The sequence below is a fragment of the Nocardioides malaquae genome (genome assembly GCF_015070385.1).
GTDB lineage: Bacteria > Actinomycetota > Actinomycetes > Propionibacteriales > Nocardioidaceae > Nocardioides > Nocardioides malaquae.
The window spans coordinates 140989-167222 of the sequence record NZ_JADCSA010000004.1 but is presented as its reverse complement, the minus strand read 5'-3'; the positions used below and the strand labels follow the sequence as shown (position 1 = coordinate 167222).

26 protein-coding genes and 1 pseudogene are annotated in these 26234 nt (G+C 71.9%); 14 read left to right on the top strand and 13 right to left on the bottom strand.

Annotated features, from left to right (window positions below):
* Positions 1–10: 10 nt before the first annotated feature.
* Entirely contained in the window at positions 11–487 is a 477-nt protein-coding gene (locus IEQ44_RS05765; protein WP_193637480.1) for an RrF2 family transcriptional regulator, read from the bottom strand.
* 130 nt (positions 488–617) lie between these two features.
* Between IEQ44_RS05765 and IEQ44_RS05760 the strand changes: the two genes are divergently transcribed.
* The 3 genes from IEQ44_RS05760 (at position 618) to IEQ44_RS05750 (ending at position 4205) form a co-directional block, all read left to right on the top strand.
* Positions 618–1571 (top strand): hypothetical protein, encoded by a 954-nt coding sequence (locus IEQ44_RS05760; RefSeq protein WP_193637479.1) that lies wholly within the window; start codon positions 618–620, stop codon positions 1569–1571.
* Positions 1572–1600: 29 nt separating this feature from the next.
* On the top strand, positions 1601–2872 hold the full coding sequence (locus IEQ44_RS05755; RefSeq protein WP_193637478.1) for an SGNH/GDSL hydrolase family protein: 1272 nt from the start codon (positions 1601–1603) through the stop codon (positions 2870–2872).
* 85 nt (positions 2873–2957) lie between these two features.
* Positions 2958–4205, top strand: coding sequence for an SGNH/GDSL hydrolase family protein (locus tag IEQ44_RS05750; RefSeq protein WP_193637477.1), 1248 nt, complete (start codon positions 2958–2960; stop codon positions 4203–4205).
* Positions 4206–4244: 39 nt separating this feature from the next.
* Here the strand turns inward: IEQ44_RS05750 and IEQ44_RS05745 are convergent, their stop codons facing one another.
* Positions 4245–4652 carry a hypothetical protein gene (locus tag IEQ44_RS05745; protein WP_193637476.1) on the bottom strand — a complete coding sequence of 136 codons (408 nt, stop codon included), beginning with the start codon at positions 4650–4652 and terminating at the stop codon, positions 4245–4247.
* A gap of 50 nt (positions 4653–4702) precedes the next feature.
* On the bottom strand, positions 4703–5341 hold the full coding sequence (locus tag IEQ44_RS05740; protein ID WP_193637475.1) for a GNAT family N-acetyltransferase: 639 nt from the start codon (positions 5339–5341) through the stop codon (positions 4703–4705).
* 182 nt (positions 5342–5523) lie between these two features.
* Between IEQ44_RS05740 and IEQ44_RS05735 the strand changes: the two genes are divergently transcribed.
* Together IEQ44_RS05735 and IEQ44_RS05730 are read left to right on the top strand one after the other, a co-directional pair.
* Positions 5524–6453, top strand: a complete 930-nt coding sequence (locus tag IEQ44_RS05735; RefSeq protein ID WP_319804516.1) for a methylenetetrahydrofolate reductase — start codon at positions 5524–5526, stop codon at positions 6451–6453.
* Between the two features lie 102 nt (positions 6454–6555).
* Complete coding sequence (locus IEQ44_RS05730; RefSeq protein ID WP_193637474.1) at positions 6556–7704, top strand: acyl-CoA dehydrogenase family protein; 1149 nt, start codon at positions 6556–6558, stop codon at positions 7702–7704.
* 62 nt (positions 7705–7766) lie between these two features.
* Here IEQ44_RS05730 and IEQ44_RS05725 read toward each other — a convergent pair whose 3' ends face one another.
* The 4 genes from IEQ44_RS05725 to IEQ44_RS05710 are packed head-to-tail and all read right to left on the bottom strand — an operon-like array spanning position 7767 to position 11385.
* A complete protein-coding gene (locus IEQ44_RS05725) occupies positions 7767–8582 on the bottom strand; it encodes a class I SAM-dependent methyltransferase (RefSeq protein ID WP_193637473.1) in 816 nt (271 codons plus the stop codon).
* Between the two features lies 1 nt (position 8583).
* A complete protein-coding gene (locus tag IEQ44_RS05720) occupies positions 8584–9105 on the bottom strand; it encodes a GNAT family N-acetyltransferase (RefSeq protein ID WP_193637472.1) in 522 nt (173 codons plus the stop codon).
* 53 nt (positions 9106–9158) lie between these two features.
* Complete coding sequence (locus IEQ44_RS05715; RefSeq protein WP_193637471.1) at positions 9159–10826, bottom strand: alpha/beta-hydrolase family protein; 1668 nt, start codon at positions 10824–10826, stop codon at positions 9159–9161.
* A gap of 43 nt (positions 10827–10869) precedes the next feature.
* Positions 10870–11385, bottom strand: coding sequence for an acyl-CoA thioesterase (locus IEQ44_RS05710; RefSeq protein WP_193637470.1), 516 nt, complete (start codon positions 11383–11385; stop codon positions 10870–10872).
* A gap of 87 nt (positions 11386–11472) precedes the next feature.
* Between IEQ44_RS05710 and IEQ44_RS05705 the strand changes: the two genes are divergently transcribed.
* Entirely contained in the window at positions 11473–13752 is a 2280-nt protein-coding gene (locus tag IEQ44_RS05705) for a M4 family metallopeptidase (RefSeq protein WP_193637469.1), read from the top strand.
* A gap of 40 nt (positions 13753–13792) precedes the next feature.
* On the opposite strand, the gene IEQ44_RS05700 is transcribed toward IEQ44_RS05705, so the two are convergent.
* On the bottom strand, positions 13793–14650 hold the full coding sequence (locus tag IEQ44_RS05700) for a prephenate dehydratase (protein WP_193637468.1): 858 nt from the start codon (positions 14648–14650) through the stop codon (positions 13793–13795).
* 89 nt (positions 14651–14739) lie between these two features.
* On the opposite strand from IEQ44_RS05700, the gene IEQ44_RS05695 reads away from it, so the two are divergent.
* Positions 14740–15138 carry a DUF4446 family protein gene (locus IEQ44_RS05695; protein WP_193637467.1) on the top strand — a complete coding sequence of 133 codons (399 nt, stop codon included), beginning with the start codon at positions 14740–14742 and terminating at the stop codon, positions 15136–15138.
* Positions 15139–15216: 78 nt separating this feature from the next.
* On the opposite strand, the gene IEQ44_RS05690 is transcribed toward IEQ44_RS05695, so the two are convergent.
* Positions 15217–16791, bottom strand: a complete 1575-nt coding sequence (locus IEQ44_RS05690) for a bifunctional phosphatase PAP2/diacylglycerol kinase family protein (RefSeq protein WP_319804515.1) — start codon at positions 16789–16791, stop codon at positions 15217–15219.
* 34 nt (positions 16792–16825) lie between these two features.
* Here IEQ44_RS05690 and serS point away from each other — a divergent pair, with 34 nt between their 5' ends.
* Genes serS through IEQ44_RS05670 form a run of 4 tightly spaced genes read left to right on the top strand, consistent with a single transcriptional unit; the run spans position 16826 to position 20459 of the window.
* Positions 16826–18109 (top strand): serine--tRNA ligase, encoded by a 1284-nt coding sequence (gene serS, locus IEQ44_RS05685; RefSeq protein WP_193637466.1) that lies wholly within the window; start codon positions 16826–16828, stop codon positions 18107–18109.
* Positions 18110–18113: 4 nt separating this feature from the next.
* On the top strand, positions 18114–19025 hold the full coding sequence (locus IEQ44_RS05680; RefSeq protein WP_193637569.1) for an HAD family hydrolase: 912 nt from the start codon (positions 18114–18116) through the stop codon (positions 19023–19025).
* Positions 19026–19030: 5 nt separating this feature from the next.
* Complete coding sequence (locus IEQ44_RS05675) at positions 19031–19858, top strand: HAD family hydrolase (protein ID WP_319804514.1); 828 nt, start codon at positions 19031–19033, stop codon at positions 19856–19858.
* 22 nt (positions 19859–19880) lie between these two features.
* Positions 19881–20459 (top strand): hypothetical protein, encoded by a 579-nt coding sequence (locus IEQ44_RS05670; RefSeq protein WP_193637465.1) that lies wholly within the window; start codon positions 19881–19883, stop codon positions 20457–20459.
* 10 nt (positions 20460–20469) lie between these two features.
* Here IEQ44_RS05670 and IEQ44_RS05665 read toward each other — a convergent pair whose 3' ends face one another.
* The 3 genes and pseudogenes from IEQ44_RS05665 to mobA form a co-directional block, all read right to left on the bottom strand.
* On the bottom strand, positions 20470–21141 hold the full coding sequence (locus IEQ44_RS05665; protein WP_193637464.1) for a bacterial proteasome activator family protein: 672 nt from the start codon (positions 21139–21141) through the stop codon (positions 20470–20472).
* A gap of 65 nt (positions 21142–21206) precedes the next feature.
* Positions 21207–22184 (bottom strand): NAD(P)H-quinone oxidoreductase, encoded by a 978-nt coding sequence (locus tag IEQ44_RS16820; protein WP_227487012.1) that lies wholly within the window; start codon positions 22182–22184, stop codon positions 21207–21209.
* Between the two features lie 138 nt (positions 22185–22322).
* Positions 22323–22826: pseudogene (mobA, locus tag IEQ44_RS16815) on the bottom strand (molybdenum cofactor guanylyltransferase); the annotation flags it as partial.
* A 57-nt stretch (positions 22827–22883) separates the two neighbouring features.
* On the opposite strand from mobA, the gene IEQ44_RS05655 reads away from it, so the two are divergent.
* Both IEQ44_RS05655 and IEQ44_RS05650 read left to right on the top strand, forming a co-directional pair.
* Positions 22884–23669: a carbon-nitrogen hydrolase family protein gene (locus tag IEQ44_RS05655; RefSeq protein WP_193637462.1), complete on the top strand. Its 786-nt coding sequence runs from the start codon at positions 22884–22886 to the stop codon at positions 23667–23669.
* A 9-nt stretch (positions 23670–23678) separates the two neighbouring features.
* On the top strand, positions 23679–25205 hold the full coding sequence (locus IEQ44_RS05650; protein ID WP_193637461.1) for a hypothetical protein: 1527 nt from the start codon (positions 23679–23681) through the stop codon (positions 25203–25205).
* Between the two features lie 36 nt (positions 25206–25241).
* Here IEQ44_RS05650 and IEQ44_RS05645 read toward each other — a convergent pair whose 3' ends face one another.
* Positions 25242–25769, bottom strand: coding sequence for a hypothetical protein (locus IEQ44_RS05645; protein WP_193637460.1), 528 nt, complete (start codon positions 25767–25769; stop codon positions 25242–25244).
* A gap of 186 nt (positions 25770–25955) precedes the next feature.
* On the opposite strand from IEQ44_RS05645, the gene IEQ44_RS05640 reads away from it, so the two are divergent.
* On the top strand, positions 25956–26192 hold the full coding sequence (locus IEQ44_RS05640; protein WP_193637459.1) for a biotin/lipoyl-binding carrier protein: 237 nt from the start codon (positions 25956–25958) through the stop codon (positions 26190–26192).
* Positions 26193–26234 lie beyond the last annotated feature (42 nt).

Here is a 26234-nt window from a genome sequence, read left to right as displayed (position 1 = left end):
GCGGGTGGGTTCAGCTCGGTCCGGCGGACCGGGCGGTCGTGGGCTCCGGCGGCGCACCGACGCCGATCTGGAGCAGGACGTCCTGGGTGGGCGCGACGGCGAGGTCGTCGATGGTCCACGGGTCCAGGACGGTGAAGAAGGCCTCCTGCGCGTCGCGCACCAGGCTGCGCAGGCGGCAGCCGCGGGCCAGGGGGCACGGGCGCTCGCCCTCGCAGTTGATGACCTCGCCGGGCCCCTCGAGCTGGCGGGCGATCCAGCCGACCGAGGTGGTGCGCCCGGCGGCGGTGATGGTGAGGCCACCGGCGCGGCCACGGCGGGTCTCGACCAGGCCGAGGTTCTGCAGTCGGGTCACGACCTTCGCCGCGTGGGTGGGGCTGGCCGCCACCTGGTCGGCGACGGCGGTCGTGGTCGCGCCGGAGGCGCCGGCCGGGGTGGCCAGGTGCATAAGGATCCGCAGGCCGAGGTCGGTGAAACGGGTCAGCTGCACGGGGACGAACCTAGTCAAATACGAATCTCGGATTCCACTTTTGCGGACGTGACTCCGGTCACCACGTCCGATCCCGCGACGCCGGGGCTCGGGGAGCACTACTCTCGACCTCGAGAGGCAGGTGGTCGGTGTGCGGGTGCGTACGGCCGTGGCAGGCGCAGCCGCACTCCTCGCGGCCTTCGGCGGGCTGGCGGGATGCGGCTCGGAGGAGTCGGAGCGCGCCGAGGCGTCGGGGTTGACCTACCTGGGCGACGAGGTCGTCGACGTCGAGGCCACCCTCTCCGAGGCCACGGCGCTGTGGACGACCACGTGGAAGAGCTGGAACCAGGTGCTCACCGTGCCCGACGACTCCCGCTGCTGGTTGCTGGCCGACGAGCAGGACGAGATCGCCCCGCACGGCATCTGTGGCCCCTTCCGAGGCCTCGGCACGCGCGCGCCCGAGTGGGTGCTGGTCTCCTTCGTGCCCTCCAGCGCCGGGGCGAGCCAGGTGCGGATGAGCCCGGGCACGATCATGCCCTACGACTCCGAGGCGGGCCTCAACTCGCGACGGCTCGTCGGCGCAGACGGCGAGGAGGGCAGTCGCGACGTCCAGGTGCCCGAGCCCGACGGGTGGCCCAAGGTGATGCGCGCGGGTCAGAGCGAGGCCCATCCTCGACTCCAGAGCTTCCGCGAGCCCCTGGCCCGGGGCCGGGTGCGGCTCCTCGGCAACGACTACGTGCTGCAGGTCGTCACCTCCACGCTGGTGCAGTTCAACGACCGCTCCACCTACGTGCCGCCCAACGACGGCATCTTCGTCGACCTGCGCTTCCGCCACTACGACAGTGACGACGCCCCCCAGGCCAGTGCGGCGCTGCGGGAGGCCGCCCGCAGCGGCGACCTGAAGGTGCAGATCGAGGTGGAGGGTCGTTCCTTCCGTGGGGCCCTGCGCGAGCCCGTCGCCCGCGGCGGCGGCCTGCGACTGAAGACGTACGGTCCCTCGGCCTTCTTCGCGCTGCCGGGTGCGGAGGGGTTGAGGATCGTGGTGAGCGACGGCGACCGGTCGTGGGAGGTCACTGCCGACGGGGTTGCTCCTGCTGCGGTGTGACCCAGGTCACTGTGTGGTTGGATGCGCGCATGCGCCGTACGACCTCCCTCCTCTCCGCCGCGGCGATCGTGCCGCTCGTGGGTGCCCTGCTGGCCGCCCCTGCCCAGGCACTTCCCACCCAGGCACTCACCGGCTCCGGGGTCGCTCCGGCCTCGGTCCCCGCTGCCGCTTCGGACCCCGAGCACGTGCCGGTCTGGGACCACGGCCCCGGCGGTGAGCGAGTCGTCGCCTTCGGCGACTCCTTCGTCTCCGGCCCGGGGATCCAGCCGGTGCGCACCGACGTGGGCTGCATGCGCAGCGAGAAGAACTTCCCCACGCTCGTCGCCCAGGGCCTCGAGGCGCGCTCGTTCGTCGACGCCAGCTGCGGCGGCGCCACGACCGTTCACTTCACCGAGCCGCAGCCCCAGGGCGACTACACGAATGCCCCGCAGCTCGACGCGCTCAGCCGGGACACCACCCTGGTCACCTTCGGCACCATGGGCGGCAACGACATCGGCCTGGTGCAGCTGGCGGGCGCCTGCGTGGTCGGTGACTGCGTGCCGGCTCCGGGCGACGACCCGCTCGCCGAGGCCTTCGCGGCCGTCGAGGGCCGCCTGGTGGCCGCCCTGGACGAGACGCGGCGTCGCGCCCCGCAGGCCGAGGTGCTCGTGGTCGGTTACGGCACCTACCTGCCGCCGGGGGGCTGCCCCGACGTGCTGCCGTTGCCCGGCGACCGCGCCGACTACCTGCAGAGCCAGATCGACCGGCTCTCCGACCTGCTCGAGCGCATCGCCGGCGAGCGGGGAGTGGCGTTCGTCGACCAGCGCGACATCCCCGGCGCTGTGGAGCACACGGTCTGCGCGGCTCCGGAGGAGCAGTGGATCCGCGGGTTGGAGACCTACGGCGACGGCATCCTGATGCACCCCTCCACGGCAGGCATGCGCGCCACGGCCGACTACCTCACCCAGCGTCTGGGTGAGGTGCGGCCCGAGGGTCCGCCGCAGCCGCCCACGAGGGCGGAGCGCCGGGCGGCGCTCAAGCAGAAGGCGGCCACGGTGCGGGCGTCCTCGTCGTGCCTGCGGGAGGGGCGCCGGCTCCGCGTCCGGGTGCGTGGCGGCCAGGGCGCGGTGACCAGGGCGTCGCTGTGGGTCGGCGGGCGGTGGTTGGCGCGCGACGTCCGGGCGCCCTACGTCCTGACGGTCAAGGCGGCGAAGGTCAAGCGGCACCGCGGTGCCCTGCGCGTACGCGTGGTGCTGCGCGACGCGGAGCTGAAGGTCACCCGTGGCCTCCGGGTGACGCGACCGCGCTGCGCCCGTCGCTGAGGAGCGTTCGGGTGGCCGGCGACCGGCGCCGAGATTGTCGCAATCGGACAGTGACGTAGGTCATATGACCTACTACGGTCGCCGCATGACACCTCTCGGGAAACTCGCCACGGCCCTCACTGCCGGCCTCCTCAGCGCCTCACTCCTCGCCCCACCGGCCACGGCCGGTCCGACCGCCGCCTCCGTCACGTCCAGCGTCGTCACGTCCAGCGTCGCCACGTCCAGCACCGCCAGCGCCAAGGCCCTCACTCCTGTGTGGGACCGCCCGGGCGGCGAACGGATGGTCGCCTTCGGCGACTCGTTCGTCGCCGGGCCGCTGGTCAACCCGATGCGCCTCGACTCCGGCGCCTGCCTGCGTAGCAAGGGCAACTTCCCGACGCTGGTTGCCCAGACGCTCGACGTGAACTCCTTCGTCGACGCCAGCTGCAGCGGTGCCGTCGTCGCCGACCTCTACGAGGCGCAGGGCTCCAACCCGCCGCAGCTCGACGCCCTCACCCGCGACACCACCCTGGTGAGTTTCGGCATGCTCGGCGGCAACGACATCGGGTTGGTCGGCCTCGCGCTCGGCTGCCTGACCAGCAACTGCCTGCCCGCCGCCGGCACCGACCCGTTGGCCGAGGAGTTCGTGGAGCTCGAGGGCGACCTCGTGCAGGCGATCGCCGACACCCGTGCCCGCGCACCGCGGGCCCAGATCCTCATGCACGGCTACGGCACCTACCTGCCGCCGGGCGGTTGCCCGCAGAAGATCCTCGGACTCTCCTCGGGCGAGGCCGACTACCTGCAGGCCCAGATCAACCGCCTCTCCGAGACCATCGAGCAGGTGGCGGCCGACACCGGCGTCGACTTCGTCGACCACCGCACGATCCCGGGCATCGCCGACCACACCGCCTGCGCCGCGCCGCGCGACCAGTGGATCCGCGCCGTGGCCACCTACTTCGACGGCGCCCCCCTGCACCCGTCGGCCGCCGGCATGGTCGCCGCCGCCGACCACGTCGTGGCGACCCTGGCCAAGACCCGCCGCACCACGGTCGAGGAGATCCGCCTCGACGCGCTGCGCCGCAAGGGCCGCAGCGTGAGCATGGCGGTCTCCTGCCGCCTGCTCGGCAGCGTCGTGCGGGCCGACGTCGACGGTCGGGGTGCGATCGACCACGTCGAGCTCCGCATGGACGGCCGGGCGATCGCCGTCGACTCGAAGGCGCCGTGGGTGCTGCGGGCGGCGACCAAGGACGTACGCACGCTCGCCGGACCGGTGCGCGCGGTCGTCACCCTGCGCGACGACGAGCTGACCGTACGCCGCAACCTCACCGCCGAGCGGCCGCGCTGCCTGGCGTGACGTCCTCCCGGGCGTCGGATCGCAGCTTGCGGCGGGCCGCTACTTGTTGTGGAACTGCTGGCGCATCGCCGCGGTGCCGACGCCCGGGGGCGTCCCCGGCTCGCCGTCCTCCTGGCGGGGACGGCGGGCGAGGTACTGCGCGCCGAGCAGCGTGACCGCGAGGTAGGCCATGGTCGCGAGGGTGAACTGCCGGCGTGCGGCGTCGGCGCAGTCGGGCGCGCCGGAGGTGCGTATCTCCACCATGGTGGCGTCGCACGCCGCCTGACCGGTCCCGAGCGGCGGACCCGCCACCGCGAGCGCCCACAGCCCGGAGCCCACCAGCCAGGCGACCAGGACGATCGTGGTCCAGGGCGCGCCTCGGCCTCGCACGGACAGGGCGAGGCCGATGGCCGCGAACAGCGGCAGCCCCACCATGAAGGCCGTCGATCCGAAGGTGTCCCACGTCATGCCGGCACACTAACGGAGGGGGCGGCGGCGCGCGCCCCCGCTCGGCGAGGTCAGCTCAGCCAGGGGCAGAGCAGGTCGCGGGTGTGCAGCTGCTGGTGACGTGGCTGGTCGCGGGCCGGGCGCACCAGCGGCACGGTGGGCGTGGCGCTCGGTGCGGCCGGTGTCTCCTGCTCGGCGGCGGCCAGGTGCACCGTCACGTCATGGGCGCCGAAGCCGTTGGGCGTGGTCTCGGTGGGACCCAGCCGGCGCAGCATGGCCAACGAGGCCTCGTTGCCGTCCTGCACCTCGGTGACCAGGCGTACGACCCCCTCGGGGCGGTGGCGCACCAGCACGTCGAGCAGGGCGGAGGCGATGCCGCGGCCCTGGTGGGAGTCCTTGACGGTGACCGCGACGTCGGCGGCGTCCGGCGCGTCGTCGTAGCGCACCATCCGGGCGATCGCCACCGGGTCGAAGACGTCGGGCGCGGTCTCGACCGTCAGGGCCAGGGCCACGTGGTCGATGCCGTCCACGTCGTCGACGAGGTGGTTGAGCATCGACTCGCTCAGCTGCTTCATCGGTGTCAGGAAGCGGGCGCGCCTGGTCTCCTCGGAGAGCTCGGCGAAGCCGCTGGCGAGCCGCTCGCGATCCTCGCGCCGCAGGTCGGTGACCCAGGCCTCGGCGCCGTCGCGGAGCTGCACCTGCTCGAGCATCCTGGACTCCTCCCCGGCCCGACCCCTCCGCGCCTGGGCCTCACCCTAGGGGGCCGGTCGGTCACACGGCGGCGCATCGCGCGCGTCTTGGAGGGTGGCCGCCGTTTCCTCACCCCCGTGCCGGCGGTGGGAGACTGGCCCGGCTGCCCGCCCGGTGGCCGAGCGGACCGGAAGGAGTCGTCGTGGAGCTGCGTCAGCGCATCGCCGAGCGCCGTGGAGGCATCGTCCTCTTCGGCATGACCCCGCCCCGCCAGGGCACCCCCGCCGAGTCGGTCCGCCAGGTCGCCGAGCGCACCATGCAGCGCCTCGAGCCCGTCGACGTCGACGCCCTGGTGCTCTACGACATCGACGACGAGTCCGACCGCAACCCCGCCGAGCGGCCGTTCCCCTACTCCGCGACTCTGGACCCGGCCGACTTCGCCGAGCAGCTCGAGGGGTGGAAGAAGCCGGTCGTCATCTACCGATGCGTCGGCAAGTACACCTCCGAGCACCTGGGCCAGTGGCTCGGCAGCCAGGACCCCGAGCGTGTGATGACCGTCTTCGTCGGCGCCTCCTCGCGCGACAAGGAGGTGGCGGTCTCGCTGCCCGAGGCGCAGACCCTGCGCCAGGAGGTGCAGCCCGACCTGCTGCTGGGTGGTGTCGCCATCCCCGAGCGCCACCTCGCCCGTGGCGACGAGCAGGCGCGCCTGTTGGCCAAGCAGTCGGCGGGTGTCTCCTTCTTCGTCACCCAGGTCGTCTACGACGTCAACGCCGCCAAGGACCTGCTCTCGGACTACCACTACGCGTGCCGCGACGCGGGCGTGGAGCCCGTGCCGCTCGTCTTCACGCTCTCGGTCTGCGGCTCCCTGAAGACCCTGGAGTTCCTGGAGTGGCTCGGGGTCAACGTGCCCCGGTGGGTGCAGAACGACCTGCGCCACTCCGCCGACACCCTGAAGCAGTCCTACGACCAGTGCGTCGCCACGGCGGAGGAACTCATCGCGTTCGCCGACCGGCTGCAGGTGCCGATCGGCTTCAACGTGGAGTCGGTGGCCATCCGCAAGGCCGAGATCGAGGCGTCGGTCGAGCTGGCGGGTCACATTCGCAAGCGGCTCGAGGAGTACCGCGATTTCTGAGGGCTGCCGCGTCATGTGATGACAGCCACACGATCGTGATCTACTGTGACACCCCTACTGTCACAGTCAGCCGCTGGGCTCCCTAGCCCGCAGGAGGTCTCCATGCCCAGCAAGCCGTCGATCTACGAGACCGAGCACGAGGACTTCCGCTCCACCGTGCGCTCCTTCCTCGACAAGGAGGTCCTGCCCTTCCACGCCGAGTGGGAGGAGGCCGGGATGGTCGGCCGCGACGTGTGGCGCAAGGCCGGGGACGCCGGGCTGCTCTGCCTCGACGTGCCGGAGGAGTACGGCGGCGCCGGGGTGAGGGACTTCCGCTACACCGCCGTGCTGGCCGAGGAGATCATCCGGTGCGGCGCCAGCGGGCTGGGGTTCGGCCTGCACAGCGACATCATCGTCCCCTACATCACCGCACTGGGCACCGAGGAGCAGAAGCAGCGCTGGCTGCCCGGACTGGTCAGCGGCGAGACGATCTCCGCGATCGCGATGACCGAGCCCGGCGCCGGCTCCGACCTGCAGGGCATCGCCACCCATGCCGTCGACAAGGGCGACCACTTCGTGCTCAACGGCTCGAAGACCTTCATCAGCAACGGCATCCTCTCCGACCTGGTGATCGTGGTCGCCAAGACCGATCCCGACGCCGGCCACCAGGGCATCAGCCTGCTCGTGGTCGAGCGTGGGATGGAGGGCTTCACCCGCGGCCGCAACCTCGACAAGATGGGCCTCAAGGCGCAGGACACCGCCGAGCTCTTCTTCGACGACGTGGTGGTGCCGAAGGAGAACCTCCTCGGCCAGCTCGGTGGCGGCTTCATCCACCTGATGGAGAACCTGCCCCAGGAGCGGATCTCGATCGCGGTCATCGCGGTCGCCGCCATGGAGCACGTGCTCGAGCTCTGCCTCGACTACGCCAAGGAGCGCAAGGCGTTCGGTCGCTCCATCGGCAACTTCCAGCACAACCGCTTCCTGCTGGCCGAGCTCGCCACCGAGGCCCACATCGCCCGGGTCTTCGTCAACGACTGCATCCTGCGCCTCAACTCCGGTGACGTCGACGCGAGCCTGGCGTCGATGGCGAAGTGGTGGACCACCGAGCTGCAGAAGAAGTTCGTCGACGCCGGCGTCCAGCTCCACGGTGGCTACGGCTACATGATGGAGTACCCGATCGCGAAGGCCTTCCTGGACAGCCGGATCCAGACGATCTACGGCGGCACCACCGAGATCCAGAAGGAGATCATCGGCCGGATGCTCGGGGTCTGACGTCGCCGGACGTCATCGTGGGCGGTCGCTCGCGCGACCGCCGGTGATGACGTCCGACTGCGTCACCACTTCAGGAGCAGCAGCTCCCCGTGCACCATCGAGAACCAGGCGTCGGGGTGCTCGCCCCAGGCCTTCCAGTCGGCGGCCATGCGGGCGAGGCGGTCGTCGTCGACGCCGATCGCGCGCAGGCTGGCGTTCTGCTCCGACTCCAGCACGCGGGCGGCCTGTACGTCGCCCCACCACCGGGTCGACTCCGCCGTGGCGTACGTCCACGTGGAGGCCTCCAGACGCACCTCGCCGAGCAGGTCGTAGGACGCCGCGTTGGCCCACGCCCGCAGGTGCCGGGCCGCGTCGGGCTCCCCGCCGGACTCCCGGGCGGCACTGCGGTAGCTCTCCAGCCAGTCCTCCATGCCGGGGTTGAGCGGGGCCCAGTGCATCGTGGCGTAGTCGACCTCGCGGGCCGCGACCACCCGCCGCGCGACCCGCGCCATCTCGCGCAGCGCGGCCGGCGGGTCGGAGAGGTACTGCAGCACCTGGTGGCAGTGCACGACGTCGAAGGAGCCGTCCTCGAAGGGCAGCTCGTAGACCGATCCCTCCCGCAGGGTGATGTTGTCGACCCCGCGCTCCGCCATGAGGGCCCGCGCCAGGTCGACCGCTCCGGACGCCGACTCCAGGCCGACCACCGGCGCGGGCGCCACGATCGCCGCGAGGTCGGCGGTGATGCTGCCGGGGCCGAACCCGACGTCGAGCAGGGAGGTCCCGGGCGAGAGGTGCTCCAGCAGGTAGCCGCAGGAGGTGGCCGCCGTGCGGGCGCCGTGGGCCGCCACGACGCTCGCGTGGTGGCCGTGGGGGTAGGTCTCTGCTCCGGGTCGCGTCATGTCAGCGATCCTGCCGCACCGGTGCGGAGCCCCCACCCATTTCTCGCAGGTAGAGAAACATGCGGGTCTCCCCGTCGCCGGTGGGCTCCAGGTGGCTGAAGCCGTGACGTTCGTAGAAGCGCCGGGCGTCGACGTCGACCTCGTCGACGTTGATCTGGATCTCGCCGACCTGCTCCTCCTCGGCCCAGGCCAGGAGGGCGCCGAGCAGCGCCGTGCCGGCTCCGGCGCCGCGGCGGTGCGGACGGACGTACAGCTCCTCGAGGGTCGCGACGCCGACGTCGTAGTAGGGGGAGGGGCGCAGTGTCACCAGCGAGAAGCCGAGCGTCTCGCTCGTGCCTGCGCCGGTTTTCTCGGCGAGCCAGACACGTACGTCCTCGCGCGGGACCTGCGTGGAGAGGCGGCGCGCGAACTCCGCGACCGAGGGCGTCGGGGTCTCGAACTCCACGTTGAAGGCGTGCAGCAGGGTGGCGACCTCGTCGACGTCGTCGGCGCCGGCGCGGCGCACCCGCAGGTCGGGCGTCATCGCTCCAGCGTCGCACTCCCGGACGCGCTCGTCACCCCCCTCCGCAGGCCTGCTCAGCGGGGGCGCTCGATCTCCGCCATCTCCTCCAGCAGCGCCGCCAGGGCCCGCTCGTCCCACCCCTCCGGACGCAGCATTGCCCACCACGCCCGGGTCGGCTGCGTGCCGTACATGTGCCCCTGCCCCTCGGCGAAGGCGGTGCTGACGGCCATGTCGATCGCCAGGTTGAGGAAGGTGGTCATCGGATACCACTCCATCGCCGGGTTGACCGACGGGTCCAACGGCTCGGCCAGCCAGTCGGGGCGCCTCCACAGCACTGACCAGTCCCACCACACGATGGCGTCGTCGGCCTGCTGCAGGAAGACCGCCCGGGGACGACCGGTGAGGTCGTCGGGCCGGTTGGCGAAGAGCACCTCGGGGTGGTCGTCGAGCACCGGCCGGATCTGCAGCGACCCGGGTCGCCGTTGCTCCTCGGCCACCTGGCGCAGACGCGTCATCGACGGGGACCCCACCCACAGCGAGCCGTCCGTGCGGGCCAGCAGGTCGTCGAAGTCCACGAAGGCGGCGCTGGCCCCGTAGGCGCCCAGGCTCTCACCGGCCACCAGCAGACGGGGCCGGTCCTCCTCGGGCAGGGTCTCGATCCGCTCCTCCACGGCGGAGACCAGTGCCTGCCCCGCGTCGAGCGCGGCCTCGGTCTCGGCCAGGAACGCCAGCGGGCTCGGCAGGTGGGAGTACTGCATGGAGACGGTGGCCACGTCACCGTGCAGCAGGTGCTCCAGGGGCTGCACCATCTGCTCGTTGACCCAGCCCTTGCCGGTCGGCACCGCCACCAGCAGCGTGCCGCGCTCCAGGCCCCCGAGGCGTTCCAGCTCCTCGACCGCCAGGCGTGCGCGGAGGCGTACGTCCGCCTCGGAGCGACGCCCGACGAAGGCGCGTACGGGCTCGACCACCCGGGCACCGGGGCGCCCCAGACGCACGATGTCGGGCACCGAGGGCCCCTCGGCGACGAACCGCCGGCCCTCGACGCCGAGCTCCTCCCACGCCACCGCGGAGGCCGGGCCGCCGGAACGCCGCTCCGACTCCGGCCGCGGGTGCTCGGGGGCGAGCTGGGTGTCGGCCAGGGTGAAGGCCTCGTTGAGCGCCCGCAGCGTGCCGGCGTAGACCCAGGTCTGCGCGGCGTAGGCCACCACCCAGAGCACCAGCACGGTGGCCAGGGTGGCCGAGGCCCAGCGCGGCATCACCCGGGAGCCCAGCCAGGTGACCGAGTGGCGCAGCCAGGAGAGGCCGCGGGCGAGCAGCACCACCAGGGCCGCCACCACGACGGTGACCAGGGCGATGCCCAGCGCGGTCCACCACGGCGACGAGGGCTCCACCCCGAGCCGTTCGGCGGTCCACCGGTGCTGCCGCACCGCCTGGCGCGTGGTCAGGGTGACCAGCACGACCAGCACCCCGGCGAAGACCCCGCGCACCCAGAGCAGCTCGGTCGCGGTCAGCCGGCGGGGGTGCACGTCGAGCACCCGGTTGAGCGCCCAGACCAGCCGCATCAGCAGTGACCCGGCGCCGTAGGAGAGTCCGACGGCCAGGCCGGAGACAACTCCCTGCAGGTACCACTCACGCGCCATCAGCGTCGGCATCGTGGACTGCTGGAAGGCCAGCGCCGCGAGCAGCACGCCCAGCGCGCGCGGCTTCAGCAGCAGGCGTCCGGGCAGGGTCTCGGCAGGCACGGGGTGCAGTCTGCCGAACCCCGCCGACTGTCCTCGACGCCGGTCAGTCCGCGCTGCGCACCGCGCGGGCCCAGCTGTCGACCCACTCGGGAAGCACCAGCTCCGGAGCCTCGGGCATCACCTCGCGCACCTCCTCGGGAGCCACGTCGCCCCCGCGCTTGCGCAGGAAGCGCACCTGGGCGACCGCGTGGGCGGCCAGCTCGCCGCGCTGGAGGAAGCGTGACTCGATGTACATCGCCTTCTCGTCGAAGCCGATCACCCGGGTGTGCAGCTCGAACTTCTGCCAGGGCTTGAGTGAACGCCGGTAGCGGATCGTCTGGGTGGCCACCACCGAGTACCAGCCGCGGGCGGTCGAGAACTTCCACAACCCGGTGCGGAACATCTGGTCCAACCGGCCCAAGTCCATGAACATCAGGTACTTCGCGTTGTTCATGTGACCGAGCGCGTCGAGGTCGCTGGGCAGGACGCGGAAGGACGAGACCGTGGTGCCCCACAGCAGGGTGCGGGGGCGCCGGCGGGTGTGCAGCAGCAGCCAGGCCAGGCGCAGGTAGAGATTCACCGGAGCAGTCTCACAGATGCAGTCGTCGGCGATGAGGCCTACGATGCAACCCGGTCCGGACCACGAACTCTCGGGAAGAGGATTGCCATGCGCCCAGTTCTGATGAGAAGGGCGGCAGCCGCGGGGACGATCCTCGCTCTGGCCGCCTCCAGCGCCGTCGTCGCCGTGTCGGCGGGCTCCGCCAGCGCCGCTGAGGGTTTCGGCGGCCGCGCCGACGTCAGCCGCAGCGCCACCACGGGCGCCGTCACCTTCGTCGCCACCGAGGCGGGCAAGCCGCTCGCCCAGCCGGCTGGCGTCACCGCCTCCTCGTCGCCGCAGGAGGCCGCCCGCGCCTTCGTCGGCGCCCACGCCGCCGACTTCGGCCTCGGCTCCCGCTCGACCTTCGCGTCGGGTCGCGCCGAGGAGCTGCCCACCGGCAACACCACGGTCCGGCTGCAGCAGGTGCTCGACGGGGTCGAGGTGCTCGGTGGTGAGCTGGCCGTGCAGCTCGACGACGCCAACCGCGTCGTCTCCGCCTCGGGCGAGACACTGCCCGAGAGCGGCACCCCCGTGGTCGGTCGCACCGTCGTCGGCGAGAAGCAGGCCGTGCGCTCCGCACGGGCGTACGTGGCGCGCGGCGAGGGCGTGAAGCCCAGCGAGGTGCGCTCCACCTACGAGGGCCTGAAGGTCTTCGACTCCCGCATCCTGGGCGGTCCGGTGAAGCCCGGCGCCCACACCGTGCACGCGGTGGAGGTCTCCTACGCCGACCACGTGCGTCAGCAGGTCTTCATCGACGGCCAGGTCGGTGCCGTCGTGGCCTCCTTCGACGAGATCCACGCCGCCAAGTCGCGCCGCGTCTGCGACGCCGGCAACGCGGAGCGGCAGTACCCCTGCGAGAGCCCGGTGCTCACCGAGGGCGGCTCCACGTCCGGCCACAACGCCGACGTGGTGCAGGCCTACACGTTCTCCGGCGCCACCTACGACTGGTTCAAGACCCAGTTCAACCGTGACTCCATCGACGGCCGCGGCATGCCGCTGGTCTCCACCGTGCGCTTCTGCCCGGCGAGCGAGCCGTGCCCCTTCGAGAACGCATTCTGGGACGGCCGTCAGATGACCTACGGTCCGGGCTTCGCGGTGGCCGACGACGTGGTCGCCCACGAGCTCAGCCACGGCGTCACCGAGCGTTCGTCGCGGCTCTACTACTACTACCAGTCGGGTGCGATCAACGAGTCGATCTCCGACATCTTCGGTGAGCTGGTCGACCTGGCCACCGCCTCGCCCAACGACACGGCCGGCGACCGCTGGAAGCTGGGCGAGTCCCTGCCCATCGGTGCGATCCGCGACATGGCCAACCCCAACTCCTTCGGTGACCCCGCCTCGATGACGGACTCGAAGTACTACGCCGGCACCGGCGACAACGGCGGCGTCCACATCAACAGCGGCGTGGGCAACAAGGCCGCCCAGCTCATGGTCGACGGCGGATCGTTCAACGGCCAGACGGTGACCGGGATCGGCGCGAGCAAGACCGCCGCCCTCTTCTACGAGGTCAACACCGGCCTCCTCACCTCAGCCAGCGACTACCAGGACCTGGCCCGCGGCCTGCGGCAGGCCTGCCGCAACCTGACCGGCACCAAGGGCATCACCGCCGCCGACTGTGCCCAGGTCGACCGGGCGGTCAAGGCCACCAAGATGGACGTGCCGCGCCGCAACGCCAAGGACATGCGCACCTGCAAGAAGGCCCGCTTCACCTTCCGCGACAACCTGGAGAAGGGTGGCAAGAAGTGGAGGACGCAGCGTCCCTGGTTCGCGCCGGCCAACCCCAACCCGCTGCGTTACGACGCCACCTACGCCACCTCGGGCACCAAGAACATCTGGGGCTTCGACCGTCCCGGCAACTGGTTCCCCGACTCCAGGAACGGCAAGCCGCGTGACTACTTCATCCGCACCAAGAAGAAGGTGAAGGTCCCGAAGCACAAGAGCTCCTTCCTGCGCTTCTCCCACGCCTACTTCTTCGACAACTACCGCGGTCGCAACTTCGACGGCGGTCGCATCGAGTACTCGATGAACGGCAAGAAGTGGTTCGACCTCTACAACGGCAAGTACCCGCAGCGCATCGTCAAGGGCAGCTCCGCGAAGCTGAAGGGCAAGCGGGCCTTCGCCGGTGAGAGCGGTGGCTACCGCACCGTCGTGAAGAAGTTCCCCAAGCGGGCGCGCGGCAAGAAGGTCTTCGTCCGCTTCCGGATCTCCAGCGACGCCACCCGCAACGTCTACGCCTTCGGCTGGTTCATCGACGACGTCGGTGTCGGCAGCTGCAAGGCCGCCGGCGGCAAGAAGGGCAAGAACAAGAAGAAGAGGCGTCGCAGCCTCGCGGCCGTCCGCCAGGGCTGACGACCACCACCGACGGGCCCGTCGGAGCTGAGCCAGGTGCTCAGCCCCGGCGGGCCCGTTCCGGTGCCGCGGGGTAGACCCCGAGCACCTTGATGTCGGTGGTGAAGAAGGCCAGCTCCTCGAGCGCCCGGGCCAGGGCCGGGTCCTCGGGGTGGCCGTCGACCTCCGCCAGGAACTGGGTGGCCGCGAACTCCCCGCCCACCATGTAGCTCTCCAGCTTGGTCATGTTGACCCCGTTGGTGGCGAAGCCGCCGAGCGCCTTGTAGAGCGCGGCCGGCAGGTTGCGCACGTTGAAGATGAAGCTGGTGACGACCGGTCCGTTGCCCCGGGGCGCCTGCACGTAGTCACGCGAGAGCACCACGAAACGGGTCGTGTTGTGGTCCTCGTCCTCGACCTCGGTGCGCAGCACCTCGAGGCCGTAGATCTCGGCGGCCATCGGCGGGGCCAACGCGGCCTGGGTGATGTCGCCCGATTCGGAGACCTCGCGGGCGGCGCCGGCGGTGTCGCCGGAGATCACCGCGGCGGCGCCGAGCTCGCGGATGACGTTGCGGCACTGGCCCAGCGCGTGCACGTGGCTGTGCACCGTGCGGATCGTCGACTCGTCGGCACCGGGGAGCGCCATCAGGTTGAAGGTGATCCGCAGGAAGTGCTCGGCCACGATGTGCAGGCTCGAGGCCGGCAGGAAGTGGTGGATGTCGGCCACCCGACCGGCCAGCGAGTTGTCGATCGGGATCATCGCCAGGTCGGCGTCACCGCTCTCCACGGCGGCGAAGACGTCCTCGAAGGAGGCGCAGGGCACCGCCGCCATCGTGGGGTAGTGCTGGGCGCAGACGATGTGGGAGTTGGCGCCGGGCTCGCCCTGGTAGGCGATGCGTCCGGTCTTGTCGGTGGCACTCACGAGACCCACTTTCCCACGGCGTCGCCACCACGGATGCCCACGGCATCGCCGTCCCGGATGTCCGCGTCGTCCGCCACTAGGCTGCGCCTGTGTCCTACCTCGCCGTTCCCGCCCTGCTCCTCGCCATCGTCGCGGTGATCTTCGCCGTCGTCGCCCTGCGCCGCACCACCGGCCTCCGGGCGCCGTCGGGGGCCGCGCCGCTGCCCGAGGACGTGGTGGGTCTGCGTCGCGAGGTCGCGGCCCTGCAGGCCGCCTCGGTGGGCGCCCTGCGCCACCTGTCGGTGGTCCGTTACGACGCCTTCGGCGACGTGGGCGGCCACCTGTCGTGGTCGGTCGCGCTCCTCGACGACTCCGGTGACGGCGTCGTGCTCACGTCGATCCACGGCCGCAGCGAGGCGCGTACGTATGCCAAGACGATCAGCGCCTGGTCGAGCGACGGCCCCCTCTCGCCCGAGGAGGAGGAGGCGGTCACCCACGCCCGCGGCTGAGCCCCGGGTGCGTTGCGTCATCGGAGGATTGCAGTCACCTGGTGACCGAAACTCTCCGATGACGCAAGGGTCAGGGCGTCAGCGCGGGACGCGCACCAGCAGCCGGCCCGGCACGCAGGTCATCGTCAGCTCCTTGCCGGCGCCGATCGAGTCGCCGTCGAGCTGGCGCGGGGTGGCGGTGGCCGCGCGGATCGTCACCTGGGAGCCGGTGAGCCGGTCGATGGTGGAGTCGGTGCGCTGGCTCTTGGTGACCACACGCAAGGCCAGCGGCACCCAGGAGAAGAACTGCTTGGGGTGCAGGATGACCACGTCGATCTGGCCGTCGTCGATCGTGGCGTCGGGCAGCAGCGGCATGCCGGCCTGGAGGTAGCCGACGTTGCCGACCACGACCGTACGCGCGCGGTGCGTGGTGGGCTCGCCGCCGTCGACGGAGATCTCCACCTTCACGGCGGGGAACATCAGCGAACGCAGCCCGGCCAGGATGTAGGCCACCCAGCCGATCCGCTTCTTGATCTCGTCGTTGACGCCCTCCATGATCGCGGCGTCGAAGCCCATGCCGGCCATCACCATGAAGTGGCTCGACTCGATGCCGTCGCCGGTCACCTCGACCATGTCGATGGCGCGGTCCTGACCGTTGAGGCCGACGTCGATCGCGGAGCGGATGTAGAGCGGGATCTCGAGGTTGCGCGCCAGCAGGTTGCCGGTGCCCGCGGGAATGATCCCGACCGGGATGCCGGTGCCGGCGAGCTCGGCGCAGACCTCGCGCACCGTGCCGTCGCCCCCGCAGACCAGCACGAGGTCGACGCCCTCGGCGGCCGCAGCGGCAGCCATGCCGGTGCCCGGGTCCTCGACGGTCGTCAGGTGCCAGCTGGGTGCCTGCCAGCCGGCGTCACGGGCCAGGTTGGTGACGAGGTTGCGGAAGGCGCCGACGTCCTCGACCTTGATCGGGTTGAGCACCACCGCGAGCCGCTTGGCGGAGGTGTAGACCTCCGGCATCGGCTCGGAGGTGGCGGCGATGCTGCGCGGGCGCGGGTCGAACCAGACCAGGGCCACGAAGAGCACCGACAGGGCCAACAGGCTGCCGGCGATGACGTCGGTGGGGTAGTGGCGCCCGAGCAGCACCCGGTCGGCGACCACGAGCAGCCACAGCAGTGCCAGGCCCGAAACCGCGAGACGTCGCATCGTCTGCTTGCGCACGAAGATCACCGCCAGCACCGCCAGCAGACCCGTGAAGGCGGTGATCGACGACGCGTGGCCCGAGGGGAAGCTCATCGAGTCGTGCAGCCCGACGGCCTCCTGCCAGTCGGGTCGCGCCCGGCTGAGCCAGAGCTTGAGTCCCGTGGTGAGCAGGGAGGTCACCAGCATGACCACGACGGTGATCGCCGCGGCCCGTGGGTGCTTCTTCCACCACAGCGTGGCGGCCAGCAGCACGGTCAGCACCGTCATGCCGATGGTGTTGAAGGCGTCCTCGACCAGCAGCAGCACGGTGGTGAGGAACGAGTGCTGCTCGACCCAGCCCGCGGCCTCCATGCCGAGGTCGTCGACGGCGGTCAGGGGCGTACGCTCGCCGTTCACCGCGAGCGCGAGCGCCGCGAAGAGCAGGGCGCACAGACCGGCGGCGGTCAGGAGCTTCGGTCGGGTTCGATCCAGCACGCGGTCGAGTATGCCCAACGGCTAGCCTTTAACCATGATCGATCCGCGCCTGCTCCGCGACACTCCCGACGCCGTCCGCGACTCCCTTGCCCGGCGCGGAGCCTCGGTGGAGATCGTCGACGAGGCGCTGGCCGCGGACACCGCGCGACGCGAGGCGATCGCCACGTTCGAGGCGGCGCGTGCCGAGCAGAAGCAGCTCGGCAAGCTCATCCCGAAGGCGACCGGCGACGAGAAGTCCGAGCTGCTGGCGCGCACCAAGACGCTCGCCGCCGACGTCAAGGCCGCCGAGGAGGCCCAGAAGCAGGCCGAGGCCACCTGGGTCGAGCTGCTCAAGCGATTCCCCAACATGACCCACGCGTCCGTGCCCGAGGGCGGCGAGGACGACTCGGTCGTCATCGAGACCGTCGGCACCCCGCGCGACTTCGCGGCCGAGGGCTTCGAGCCTCGCGACCACATCCAGCTCGGCAAGATCCTCGGCGCGATCGACCTCGACCGCGGCGCCAAGGTCTCCGGCTCCCGCTTCTACTTCCTCACCGGTGTCGGCGCCCAGCTCGAGCTGGCGCTGGTCAACATGGCGATGGAGCTGGCCCGCGAGGCCGGCTTCACCCAGGTGATCGCGCCGTCGCTGGTCAAGCCCGAGGCGATGGAGGGCACCGGCTTCCTGGGCCAGGCCGCCGACGACGTCTACCGGATCGAGGGCGAGGACCTCTACCTCGTCGGTACGTCCGAGGTCGCGATGGCTGCCTACCACTCGGGCGAGATCCTCCCGCCGGAGTCGCTGCCGCGCCGCTACGCCGCGTTCAGCCCCTGCTTCCGCAAGGAGGCCGGCTCGCACGGCAAGGACACCAAGGGCATCATCCGGGTGCACTGGTTCGACAAGGTCGAGATGTTCGTGCACACCACCCTCGAGGAGGCCGAGGCCGAGCACCAGCGTCTGCTCGCCTGGGAACGCGAGTTCATGGACAAGCTCGAGGTGGCCTACCAGGTGGTCGACATCGCCGCCGGCGACCTCGGCCTGAGCGCCACCCGCAAGTTCGACCTCGAGGCGTGGATTCCGACGCAGGGCAAGTACCGCGAGCTCACCTCGACCTCCAACTGCACCGACTTCCAGTCGCGCCGCCTCGACATCCGCACCCGCGACGCCGAGGGGGCCACCACGCCGGTCGCCACCCTCAACGGCACGCTCACCGCCATCACCCGCGCCATCGTCGCGGTGCTGGAGACCCACCAGCAGGCCGACGGCTCGGTGCGGGTGCCGAAGGCGCTGCAGAAGTGGATGGGCTGCGAGCTCCTCGAGCCGGTGAACCCCGTTGCCTGACCCGATGGGGGCCGGGGCGCCCGGCCCGTCGTCGCTGCGCCCCGGGGTCGAGCCTGCCCCCGGGTGGCAGCCCAAGGTCGTCGCGCTCGACATCGACGGCACCCTGCTGGCCTGGGTCGACGGCCAGGAGCTGCCCTACGAGACCATCACCCCCGCGGTCTACGACGCGATCCACCGCGCCCGTGACGCCGGCGCCCACATCGTGCTGGCCAGCGGTCGCTCCCCACACGGCATGACCACGATCGCCGACCTGCTCGACCTGCCGCTCGAGGGGTCGCCCGAGGACCCCACGCCCGACTACGACGACCGCCTCTGGGTGGTCGCCGCCAACGGCTCGGTGCTCTTCCGCTACCCGCCCTTCGAGGTCGTGCACGAGGAGACCTTCGACGCGGCGCCGGCGGTGCGGGCGATCCTGGAGCACCACCCCGACGCCCTGGTCGCGGCCGAGGAGCGGGCGATCGGCGGCTACCTGGTCAACCGCCTCTTCCCCGAGGGGGAGCTGACCGGCGAGCAGGTCGTCACCCCCATCGAGGAGATCGTCGGCCAGCCCGTCAACCGTGTCGTGGTGCGCGACCCGGAGTCGACCGCCGAGGACTTCATGGAGACCGCGGCCAAGCTCGGACTGCACGGCACCGACTACGTGGTCGGCTGGAGCGCCTGGATCGACTTCGCGCCCGAGGGCATCTCCAAGGCGTCGGGCCTGCAGCACGTCTGCGACAAGCTCGGTGTCGACCCGGCCGACGTGCTGGCGATCGGCGACGGGCGCAACGACCTCGAGATGCTGGCGTGGGCCGGACGCGGGGTCGCGATGGGTCAGGCCATCGAGGAGGTCCAGGTGGCCGCCGACGCCGTGACCGCGACCGTTCACGACGACGGTGTGGCCGTCGAGCTCGACCGCTGGTTCCCGCGGGGCTGAGCGCGGTGCGGCCCGACGAGTCACCGCCCCCGGACGTGCTGCCGCGGCTGGTCGCGACCGACCTCGACGGCACGCTGCTCGACGCCCGCGGCGAGGTGAGTGCGTACACCCGCGAGGTGCTGCTGGCCGTCGAGGAGCAGGGCGTGCCGGTCGTCTTCGTCACCGGTCGCCCCATCCGCTGGATGGAGTCGCTGTGGGAGTCCGTCGGCGGTCACGGGTTGGCGATCCTCAGCAACGGGGGCGTCGTCTACGACGTGGCGACCCACTCCGTACGCCGCGCGCGTACGATCGCGCCGGACGTCCTCGTACGCGTGGGCGAGCTGCTGCGGGCAGCCGCGCCGGGCACGACCTTCGCCCTCGAGCGCACCACCGGGTTCGCCCGCGAGCCTGACTTCATGCCGCGGTTGCACACGAGCGCGGTGCCCGGTGTGCCGGTCGCCCCGCTCGAGGATCTCGTCGACGACCGGGTCGTCAAGCTCCTGGCCCGTCACGAGGAGCAGGGGCCGGAGGAGTTCTGGCAGCTGGCCGAGGAGGTGGTCGGCCACTCGGTCACCACCACCTGGTCGTCGGTCGGCACCCTGGTGGAGATGAGCGGCGCCGGAGTCACCAAGGCCACCACGCTCGCCGACCTCTGTGCCGAGCTTGGCGTCGAGCGCAGCGAGGTGGTCGCCTTCGGCGACATGCCCAACGACCTGGCGCTGCTCGACTGGGCCGGCACGGCCTACGCGATGGAGAACGCCCACCCGTCGGTGCGGGTCGCGACGCGACGCACCGCCCCCCGCCACGACGAGGACGGGGTGGCGCGCACGCTCGCCCGGATCTTCGGTCTCTGACTCCTCCGTTAGGCTCGCCCCCATGATCGCTCGAGCCGTCCGTCTGCTGGTGGCGCTCCTGTTGGTCGTGCCGCTCACGTGGGGGCTGTCGTCGGTGGGCGCCTCGGCTGCCGAGGGATGCTCCTGTGAGACCAAGGACCTGAAGAAGCTGACCAAGTCCGCCGCCATCGTGCACGTGGGCGTCGTGCAGGCGAGCACCACCACCGACGAGGGGGCGGAGCAGTTCCAGGTGCTGGCCCAGAGGCTCTTCAAGGGCGAGCTCGACAGCGCCCGGCTCACCGTCACCAACCCCGACGGGAGCGGCAGCTGCGCGCTCGGCCCGGTGGCGAAGGGAGAGCGGTGGCTCTTCCTGACCGGGCCCGACCACACCACCACCCCCTGCGACGGCACCCGCCGCCTGCGTCAGCGCGACCTCGAGCGCGTCCAGGCGCTGCTCGGCGTCGGCGAGCGCCTGCCGGCGCCGGACCCGGAGAAGGCGGTGCTCACGCCTGTGGAGTCCGACCCGCCGGAGGAGTTCACCCGGCTGGCGGCTCCCGGAGCGGCGGCCGTGCTGCTCGGCCTGCTCGGCCTCGTCGTCGTGGGCCGCCTCAACCGCCGCTGACGCCCTTCGCTCAGAGGTACATCCCGCCGGAGCCCTGGTGGTCCTGGCCGCCCGGCGCCTGCGGCTCAGCTGCGTCCTGCACGCCGGGGTGTCCCTGCTGCGGCGCCTGCGTCATCCCCGGCAGCGCGCGCCGCATCTGCTCCAGCTGGGCGCGGCTGACCATCTGCTGGGCGTAGATCGCGGTCTGGATGCCGTGGAAGAGTCCCTCGAGCCAGCCGACCAGCTGGGCCTGGGCGATGCGCAGCTCACCCTCCGACGGGGTCGCGTCGTCGGTGAAGGGCAGCGCGATGCGCTCGAGCTCCTCGATCAGCTCGGGGGCGAGGCCCGACTCGAGCTCCTTGATGGAGGCCTGATGGATGTCGCGCAGGCGGGCGCGGCTCGCCTCGTCGAGGGGGGCCGCCTTCACCTCCTCGAGCAGCTGCTTGATCATCGAGCCGATCCGCATGACCTTGGCCGGCTGCTCGACCAGGTCGGTGACCTGGGTGTCGCCCTCGTCGCCGGCGTCCTCACGGGCCTGCTCGACGACGGCGGCCGGGACGGTGCCGACGGGCTCGCCGTCCGGGCCGATCACCAGCACGTGGCCCTCGGGCACCTCGACCTGGACCTCGGTCACGACCTCGTCGGACGGGGCTGCGGTCTCGGCGTCGGGCTGCTGCGGGGTCTCGGAGGGGAGCTGAGTCATGCGCCCCAGCCTATCGGGGGCTGCCGCACGCCCGGACCGGCCGCAGCGTCACCCGGGCCGTCAGCTCAGAGCGTCAGCACGACCTTGCCCACGTGGGCGCTGGAGTCGACGATCTCGTGCGCCCTCGCCACGTCCTCGAGGGCCATGACCTCGTGCACGACCGGCTGCACCTGACCGTCGGCGACCAGCGGCCAGACGTGCGCGACCACGTCGGCGCAGATCGCCGCCTTCTGGTCGAGGGGCCGGGCGCGCAGCGAGGTGGCGATCACCGACGCCCGCTTGGTCAGCAGCTTGGCGATGTCGAGCTCGGCCTTGACGCCGCCCTGCATGCCGATGATGACCAGACGGCCGTCGTCGGCGAGCGCGGAGACGTTCGAGGCGAGGTACTTGGCGCCCATGTTGTCGAGCACGACGTCGACCCCGCGACCGTCGGTGACCTCGCGCACCACCTCGACGAAGTCCTGCTCGCGGTAGTTGATGGTGACGTCGGCGCCCAGCTCGGCGCAGACCGCGAGCTTCTCGGCCGAGCCCGCGGTGGTGAAGACCCGGTGACCCATCGCGGAGGCCAGCTGGATCGCGAACGTGCCGATGCCGCCTCCGCCGCCGTGCACCAGGAACGACTCGTCGCTGGAGAGGTGGGCGGTCATCCAGACGTTCGACCACACCGTGCAGGCCACCTCGGGCAGCGCCGCGGCGTGCACCAGTTCGACACCCGCGGGCACCGGCATCAGCTGGCCGACGGGCACCACGACCTGGCTGGCATAGCCGCCACCGGCGAGCAGCGCGCAGACCTCGTCGCCCACGCTCCACCCCTCGACGCCCTCGCCGAGGGCCGCCACCCGTCCGCTGCACTCGAGGCCGAGCACGTCGGAGGCGCCCGGCGGGGGCGGGTAGAAGCCGCGTCGCTGCAACGTGTCGGCCTTGTTGACGGCCGTCGCGACCACCTCGACGAGGACCTCGCCCGGACCGGGCGTGAGGTCGGGCAGCTCGGCGACGGTGAGGACCTCGGGCCCTCCGGGAGCGGAGATCTGGACGGCGCGCATGGTGCCGAGCGTAGCCACCGCTCGCAGGTCGTCCCACGTGTCCACGTCGAAGGCCTCCCCGTCGACGGCCGGCACGGGCGCCAGGTCGAGGTCGGCGAGCAGCCGGAAGAAGCCCTGGCCCTGTGCGGCGTCGCGAGGGCGTACGTCGGTGAGCCGGGCCGTGCGCAGCGCGACGCAGAGCTGACGGCGGCCCTCCGCGTCGACGAGCACCGCACCGTCGTGGCCGGAGCCCGTCGAGGCGGCGGCGAGCAGCCGCGTCACGGTGGCCGCACGCACCCGCGGCATGTCGACCGCCCAGACCACGAGCCACTCGACGTCGGTGCCGGTCAGGGCGTCGTGCGCGGCGAGCAGGCCCGCGGCCGGTCCGCCGCCCGCCGGTTCCTCCCGCACGAAGCCGACCGCCGGGCGTGCCCCCGAGGCGGGGCGGAGGTCCGCGTCCGGCTCGGGTCCGACGACGACGACCCGGTCGGCGCCGGACGCGGCGGCGAGTGCGTGGTCGAGGAGCGTACGCCCGTGCAACGCGACGCCCGCCTTGTCGACGCCACCCATGCGGCGCCCGGTGCCACCGGTCAGCACGACGGCGGCAAAGGGCGGCACGGTCGCGCTGGGCGGCAGGGTCGCGCTGGGCGGCAGGGTCGTCATGGTGTCAGTCAACCAGTGGACGCGCCCCACCTCACGGGCGTCTGTCACGCTGGCCACATGGCTCCTGAGCACCCGACCCTGAAGGTGCGGCTCGTGCAGGCCGCCTCGACCCTCGACCCGGCGGAGAATCGCGCGCGCCTGCGTGAGCTGCTCGCCCCCGCCCAGCCGGGGGAGCTCGTGGTGCTGCCGGAGGTCTTCGCCCGTGACTTCGGCAGTCCCGACTCCGACCTGTCAGAGGCCGCGGAGACGCTCGAGGGGCCCTTCGTGCGCGAGGTGGAGGCGATGGCCGCCGAGCGGGGGATCACCGTGGTGGCAGGGATGCTGCGCCGTCCCGACGACTCCGCCGCCAAGCCGCTCAACACGTTGGTGGTGCGCGGTGCGGTGAGCGCGGAGTACGACAAGATCCACCTCTACGACTCCTTCGGCTACAAGGAGTCCGACCGCCTCGGCGCCGGAGAGTGGCAGCCGGTCGTGGTCGAGGTCGGGGGATTCCGGATCGGGTTGATGACCTGTTACGACCTACGGTTCCCCGAGCTGGCCCGTGACCTGGTCGCGGCCGGGGCCGAAGTGCTGGTCGTGCCGGCCGCCTGGGTCGCGGGGGAGCGCAAGCGCGACCACTGGCGCACGCTGGCCCACGCCCGCGCCATCGAGAACACCGCCTACGTCGTGGCCGTGGGACAACCCGAGCCGCGCTACACGGGCTGCTCGACCGTGGTCTCCCCGATGGGCGACGTCGTGGTCGAGCTGAGTGGCGGGGAGTGCAGCGCCACCGCCACCCTGGATCGTGGCGAGATCGAGCGGGCCAGGAGCGTGAACCCGTCGCTGGCCAACCGACGCGGGTAACCTCGCTGCGTGTCCGATCGACGTCCTGGCCGCCGCGCCGCCCCCAAACCGTCCCGGCTCGAGGCCCTCAAGGCGGCCCGCCGGGGGCGCAGTGGTGGCCGACGCGTCGCGGCGCCCGGAGAGATCAGCGAGTCGTCGACCACCCTGCCGCGCATCGACGACGAGCTGGTGGCTCCCGCCGTCCCGCCCGCTGAGCCCTACCCCGAGCAGGACCCCCTCGACCTGCCGCTGCTGGACACCGACCCCTTCGGGATCAAGGCGGCTCTCGCCGCGATGCCGACCGCCGACACCGGCCCGGTGCCGACCGTGGAGCCGGGCCCCGTCGCCCCGCCGGTGGTCGAGGTGCCGACCCAGTCGATGGTGCCTGCGGCCGTGACCGAGGTGGCGGCGACCGTCCCGGGTGCCGCGCCCGAGGCGTCCCCGGGGGCGCCGCCGCCGGTGCTCCCGCCGGTCTCCACGACCGACCCCGACTTCAAGGCGCCCGAGGGCTACGTGGCGGAGTCGCTCACGCGGCGGGTGCTCGACGACGACCCGGCGACGCCGCCCGACGCGGCCGCGGTGGCGCGGCGGCGCGGGGCTCGCGTACGCCTGACCTTCTGGAGCTGCGTCCTGCTCGCGGGCATCATGCTGCTCGCCGCCGCGGCGCTGCACAGCGGACCGGAGTGGCTGGACGGCGCCGGTGCCGTGATGGTGCTGACCACCTACGCGTGGGCGGTGATGGCGCGTACGGGTGGGCGACAGGTGGTCTTCTCGGTGCTGGCGCTGGTCGTCGGGGTCGTCACCCTGGTGACGGACGCGGCGGTGCTGCGCAGTGGGGCAGCGGTGCTGACCTGCGTGGTGAGCGCGCTGCTGGCCGTCGTGATCACGGTGCCGGCCCGCAACTTCCTGGTCGCGGTGCGTGAGGTGGTCGTGGCCACCGCCGTGGCCTCGGTGGGTGCCTTCGCGACCGTCGGCTTCGAGCCGGTCGCCTCGACGACCCGTTTCGGCTACGTCACGCTCGTGATCGGCTTCGTGCTGATGTTCGCGCTGGTGTGGCGCTTCGCCGCCGGCCTGCACGGGCTCGGCACCCGAGGCCTCGCGATCATCGTCGTGGGCTCGCTGGTGGTGGCGGCCAGCCTGGTCTACACCGAGCTGCTCAGTCGCTACGGCGGCAGCGGCTTCGCCCAGTCCGGGGAAGACCTGGCCGAGTGGTTCCGCTCGACGATCGGGGCCGTGCCCCGGATGCTGACGATCTTCCTGGGTGTCCCGGCGCTGGTGTGGGGCGTGCACATGCGCGCCCGTCGCCGGCAGGGCTGGTGGGTCTGTGCGTTCGGTGTCGCCGCGACGCTGCCGGTCTCCCAGCGCCTGGTCAACATCGACATCTCCTACGTGGAGGCCGGGCTGCAGACCGCCTACAGCGTGGCGCTCGGTCTGCTCGTCGGCTTCGTGATCATCCGCGTCGACCTCACGCTGAGCGGTCAGCGGGGTGCGCGGGCGCGTGCGGCCGAGGAGGCCCATGCCGTGCGCCCCGAGCCGGCCCGCTTCTCGTCGCTCTGAGCGCGAGACGCCCTGCCGCGCCGACGCGGCGCGGGCTCAGCGCGCGTACGGGTCGGGCGCGGGGCGGTGGCTGCCCGACCACTGGGCCCCGGTCCACACCTGCCACCGGTCGGGCTTGTCGGGTGAGGGGTAGAGGCCGGGCGGGTCGACCGCTCCGGGCGTCGGCGGCTCGACCCCCTTCCCGGTGAACTTCCACACCGCGGAGAAGTCCCAGGTGAGCCAGCTCTCCAGGGAGAACCAGAAGGAGCCCTGGGTGAAGACGAGCGTGGTGTAGCCGTGCGCGAGCTCGTCGAGCAACCGGTTGCCGACGACGGGGAAGCGCGTCATCACCCAGCAGACGTACGCCACCACGAGCAGCGCGGTCAGCGCCGAGGTGTGGAGCACGAAGGCGCCCGCGACGACCACCATGCCGACCAGGGCCTGCATCCCTGCCCGCTGGGCGACCTCGGCCGCGCTCGGACCGGGGATGCGCTGCGGCGGGGTGGCTGGCACGCGCGGCACGAGGCCGGCGCCCACCGCGAGGTCGTGGGCCGGCATCTCGCTGGGGCGGGGGCGAGCGCTCACGGGTCGCCTCCTCGGGTCGCGGTTGCGTGGTATGGGTTGCGTGGTGTGGGTTGCGTGGTGTGGGTGGTGAGGATACGCAGGTCCGGGTGCTTTCGTGGGTGCTTTCGTGGGTGCTTTCGTGGGTGGTACGGCGGGCGGGCTCGGCTCGGTTTCTGGTACCTACCGGTAACGCCTAGCGTCGCGGTCATGGCGCGTGACACAACCGTTTCCGTGGCCGCCGAGATGGTGGCCAACGTCCTCGAGGTGCCCGTGTCCCAGGGCCAGCAGGTCGCCGTTGGGGAGACCGTCGTGCTCCTGGAGTCGATGAAGATGGAGATCCCCGTGCTCGCCGAGGTGGCGGGGCGCGTCACGGCGATCAACTTCGCCCCGGGCGACGTGGTGCAGGAGGGCGACGTGCTGGTGGTGCTCACCCGCGCAGGGTGAGTACGGCGCCTCACGACACGCACCCTCCGCGTGCAGCAGGAT

What these genes read in the sequence shown, in the direction of transcription:
- IEQ44_RS05755 (WP_193637478.1), top strand. Translation starts at nt 1,601, where the DNA reads ATGCGCCGTACGACCTCCCTCCTCTCCGCCGCGGCGATCGTGCCGCTC.
- IEQ44_RS05750 (WP_193637477.1), top strand. Translation starts at nt 2,958, where the DNA reads ATGACACCTCTCGGGAAACTCGCCACGGCCCTCACTGCCGGCCTCCTC.
- IEQ44_RS05745 (WP_193637476.1), bottom strand. Translation starts at nt 4,652, where the DNA reads ATGACGTGGGACACCTTCGGATCGACGGCCTTCATGGTGGGGCTGCCG.
- IEQ44_RS05740 (WP_193637475.1), bottom strand. Translation starts at nt 5,341, where the DNA reads ATGCTCGAGCAGGTGCAGCTCCGCGACGGCGCCGAGGCCTGGGTCACC.
- IEQ44_RS05730 (WP_193637474.1), top strand. Translation starts at nt 6,556, where the DNA reads ATGCCCAGCAAGCCGTCGATCTACGAGACCGAGCACGAGGACTTCCGC.
- IEQ44_RS05725 (WP_193637473.1), bottom strand. Translation starts at nt 8,582, where the DNA reads ATGACGCGACCCGGAGCAGAGACCTACCCCCACGGCCACCACGCGAGC.
- IEQ44_RS05720 (WP_193637472.1), bottom strand. Translation starts at nt 9,105, where the DNA reads ATGACGCCCGACCTGCGGGTGCGCCGCGCCGGCGCCGACGACGTCGAC.
- IEQ44_RS05705 (WP_193637469.1), top strand. Translation starts at nt 11,473, where the DNA reads ATGCGCCCAGTTCTGATGAGAAGGGCGGCAGCCGCGGGGACGATCCTC.
- serS (WP_193637466.1), top strand. Translation starts at nt 16,826, where the DNA reads ATGATCGATCCGCGCCTGCTCCGCGACACTCCCGACGCCGTCCGCGAC.
- IEQ44_RS05680 (WP_193637569.1), top strand. Translation starts at nt 18,114, where the DNA reads ATGGGGGCCGGGGCGCCCGGCCCGTCGTCGCTGCGCCCCGGGGTCGAG.
- IEQ44_RS05670 (WP_193637465.1), top strand. Translation starts at nt 19,881, where the DNA reads ATGATCGCTCGAGCCGTCCGTCTGCTGGTGGCGCTCCTGTTGGTCGTG.
- IEQ44_RS05665 (WP_193637464.1), bottom strand. Translation starts at nt 21,141, where the DNA reads ATGACTCAGCTCCCCTCCGAGACCCCGCAGCAGCCCGACGCCGAGACC.
- IEQ44_RS16820 (WP_227487012.1), bottom strand. Translation starts at nt 22,184, where the DNA reads ATGCGCGCCGTCCAGATCTCCGCTCCCGGAGGGCCCGAGGTCCTCACC.
- IEQ44_RS05655 (WP_193637462.1), top strand. Translation starts at nt 22,884, where the DNA reads ATGGCTCCTGAGCACCCGACCCTGAAGGTGCGGCTCGTGCAGGCCGCC.
- IEQ44_RS05640 (WP_193637459.1), top strand. Translation starts at nt 25,956, where the DNA reads ATGGCGCGTGACACAACCGTTTCCGTGGCCGCCGAGATGGTGGCCAAC.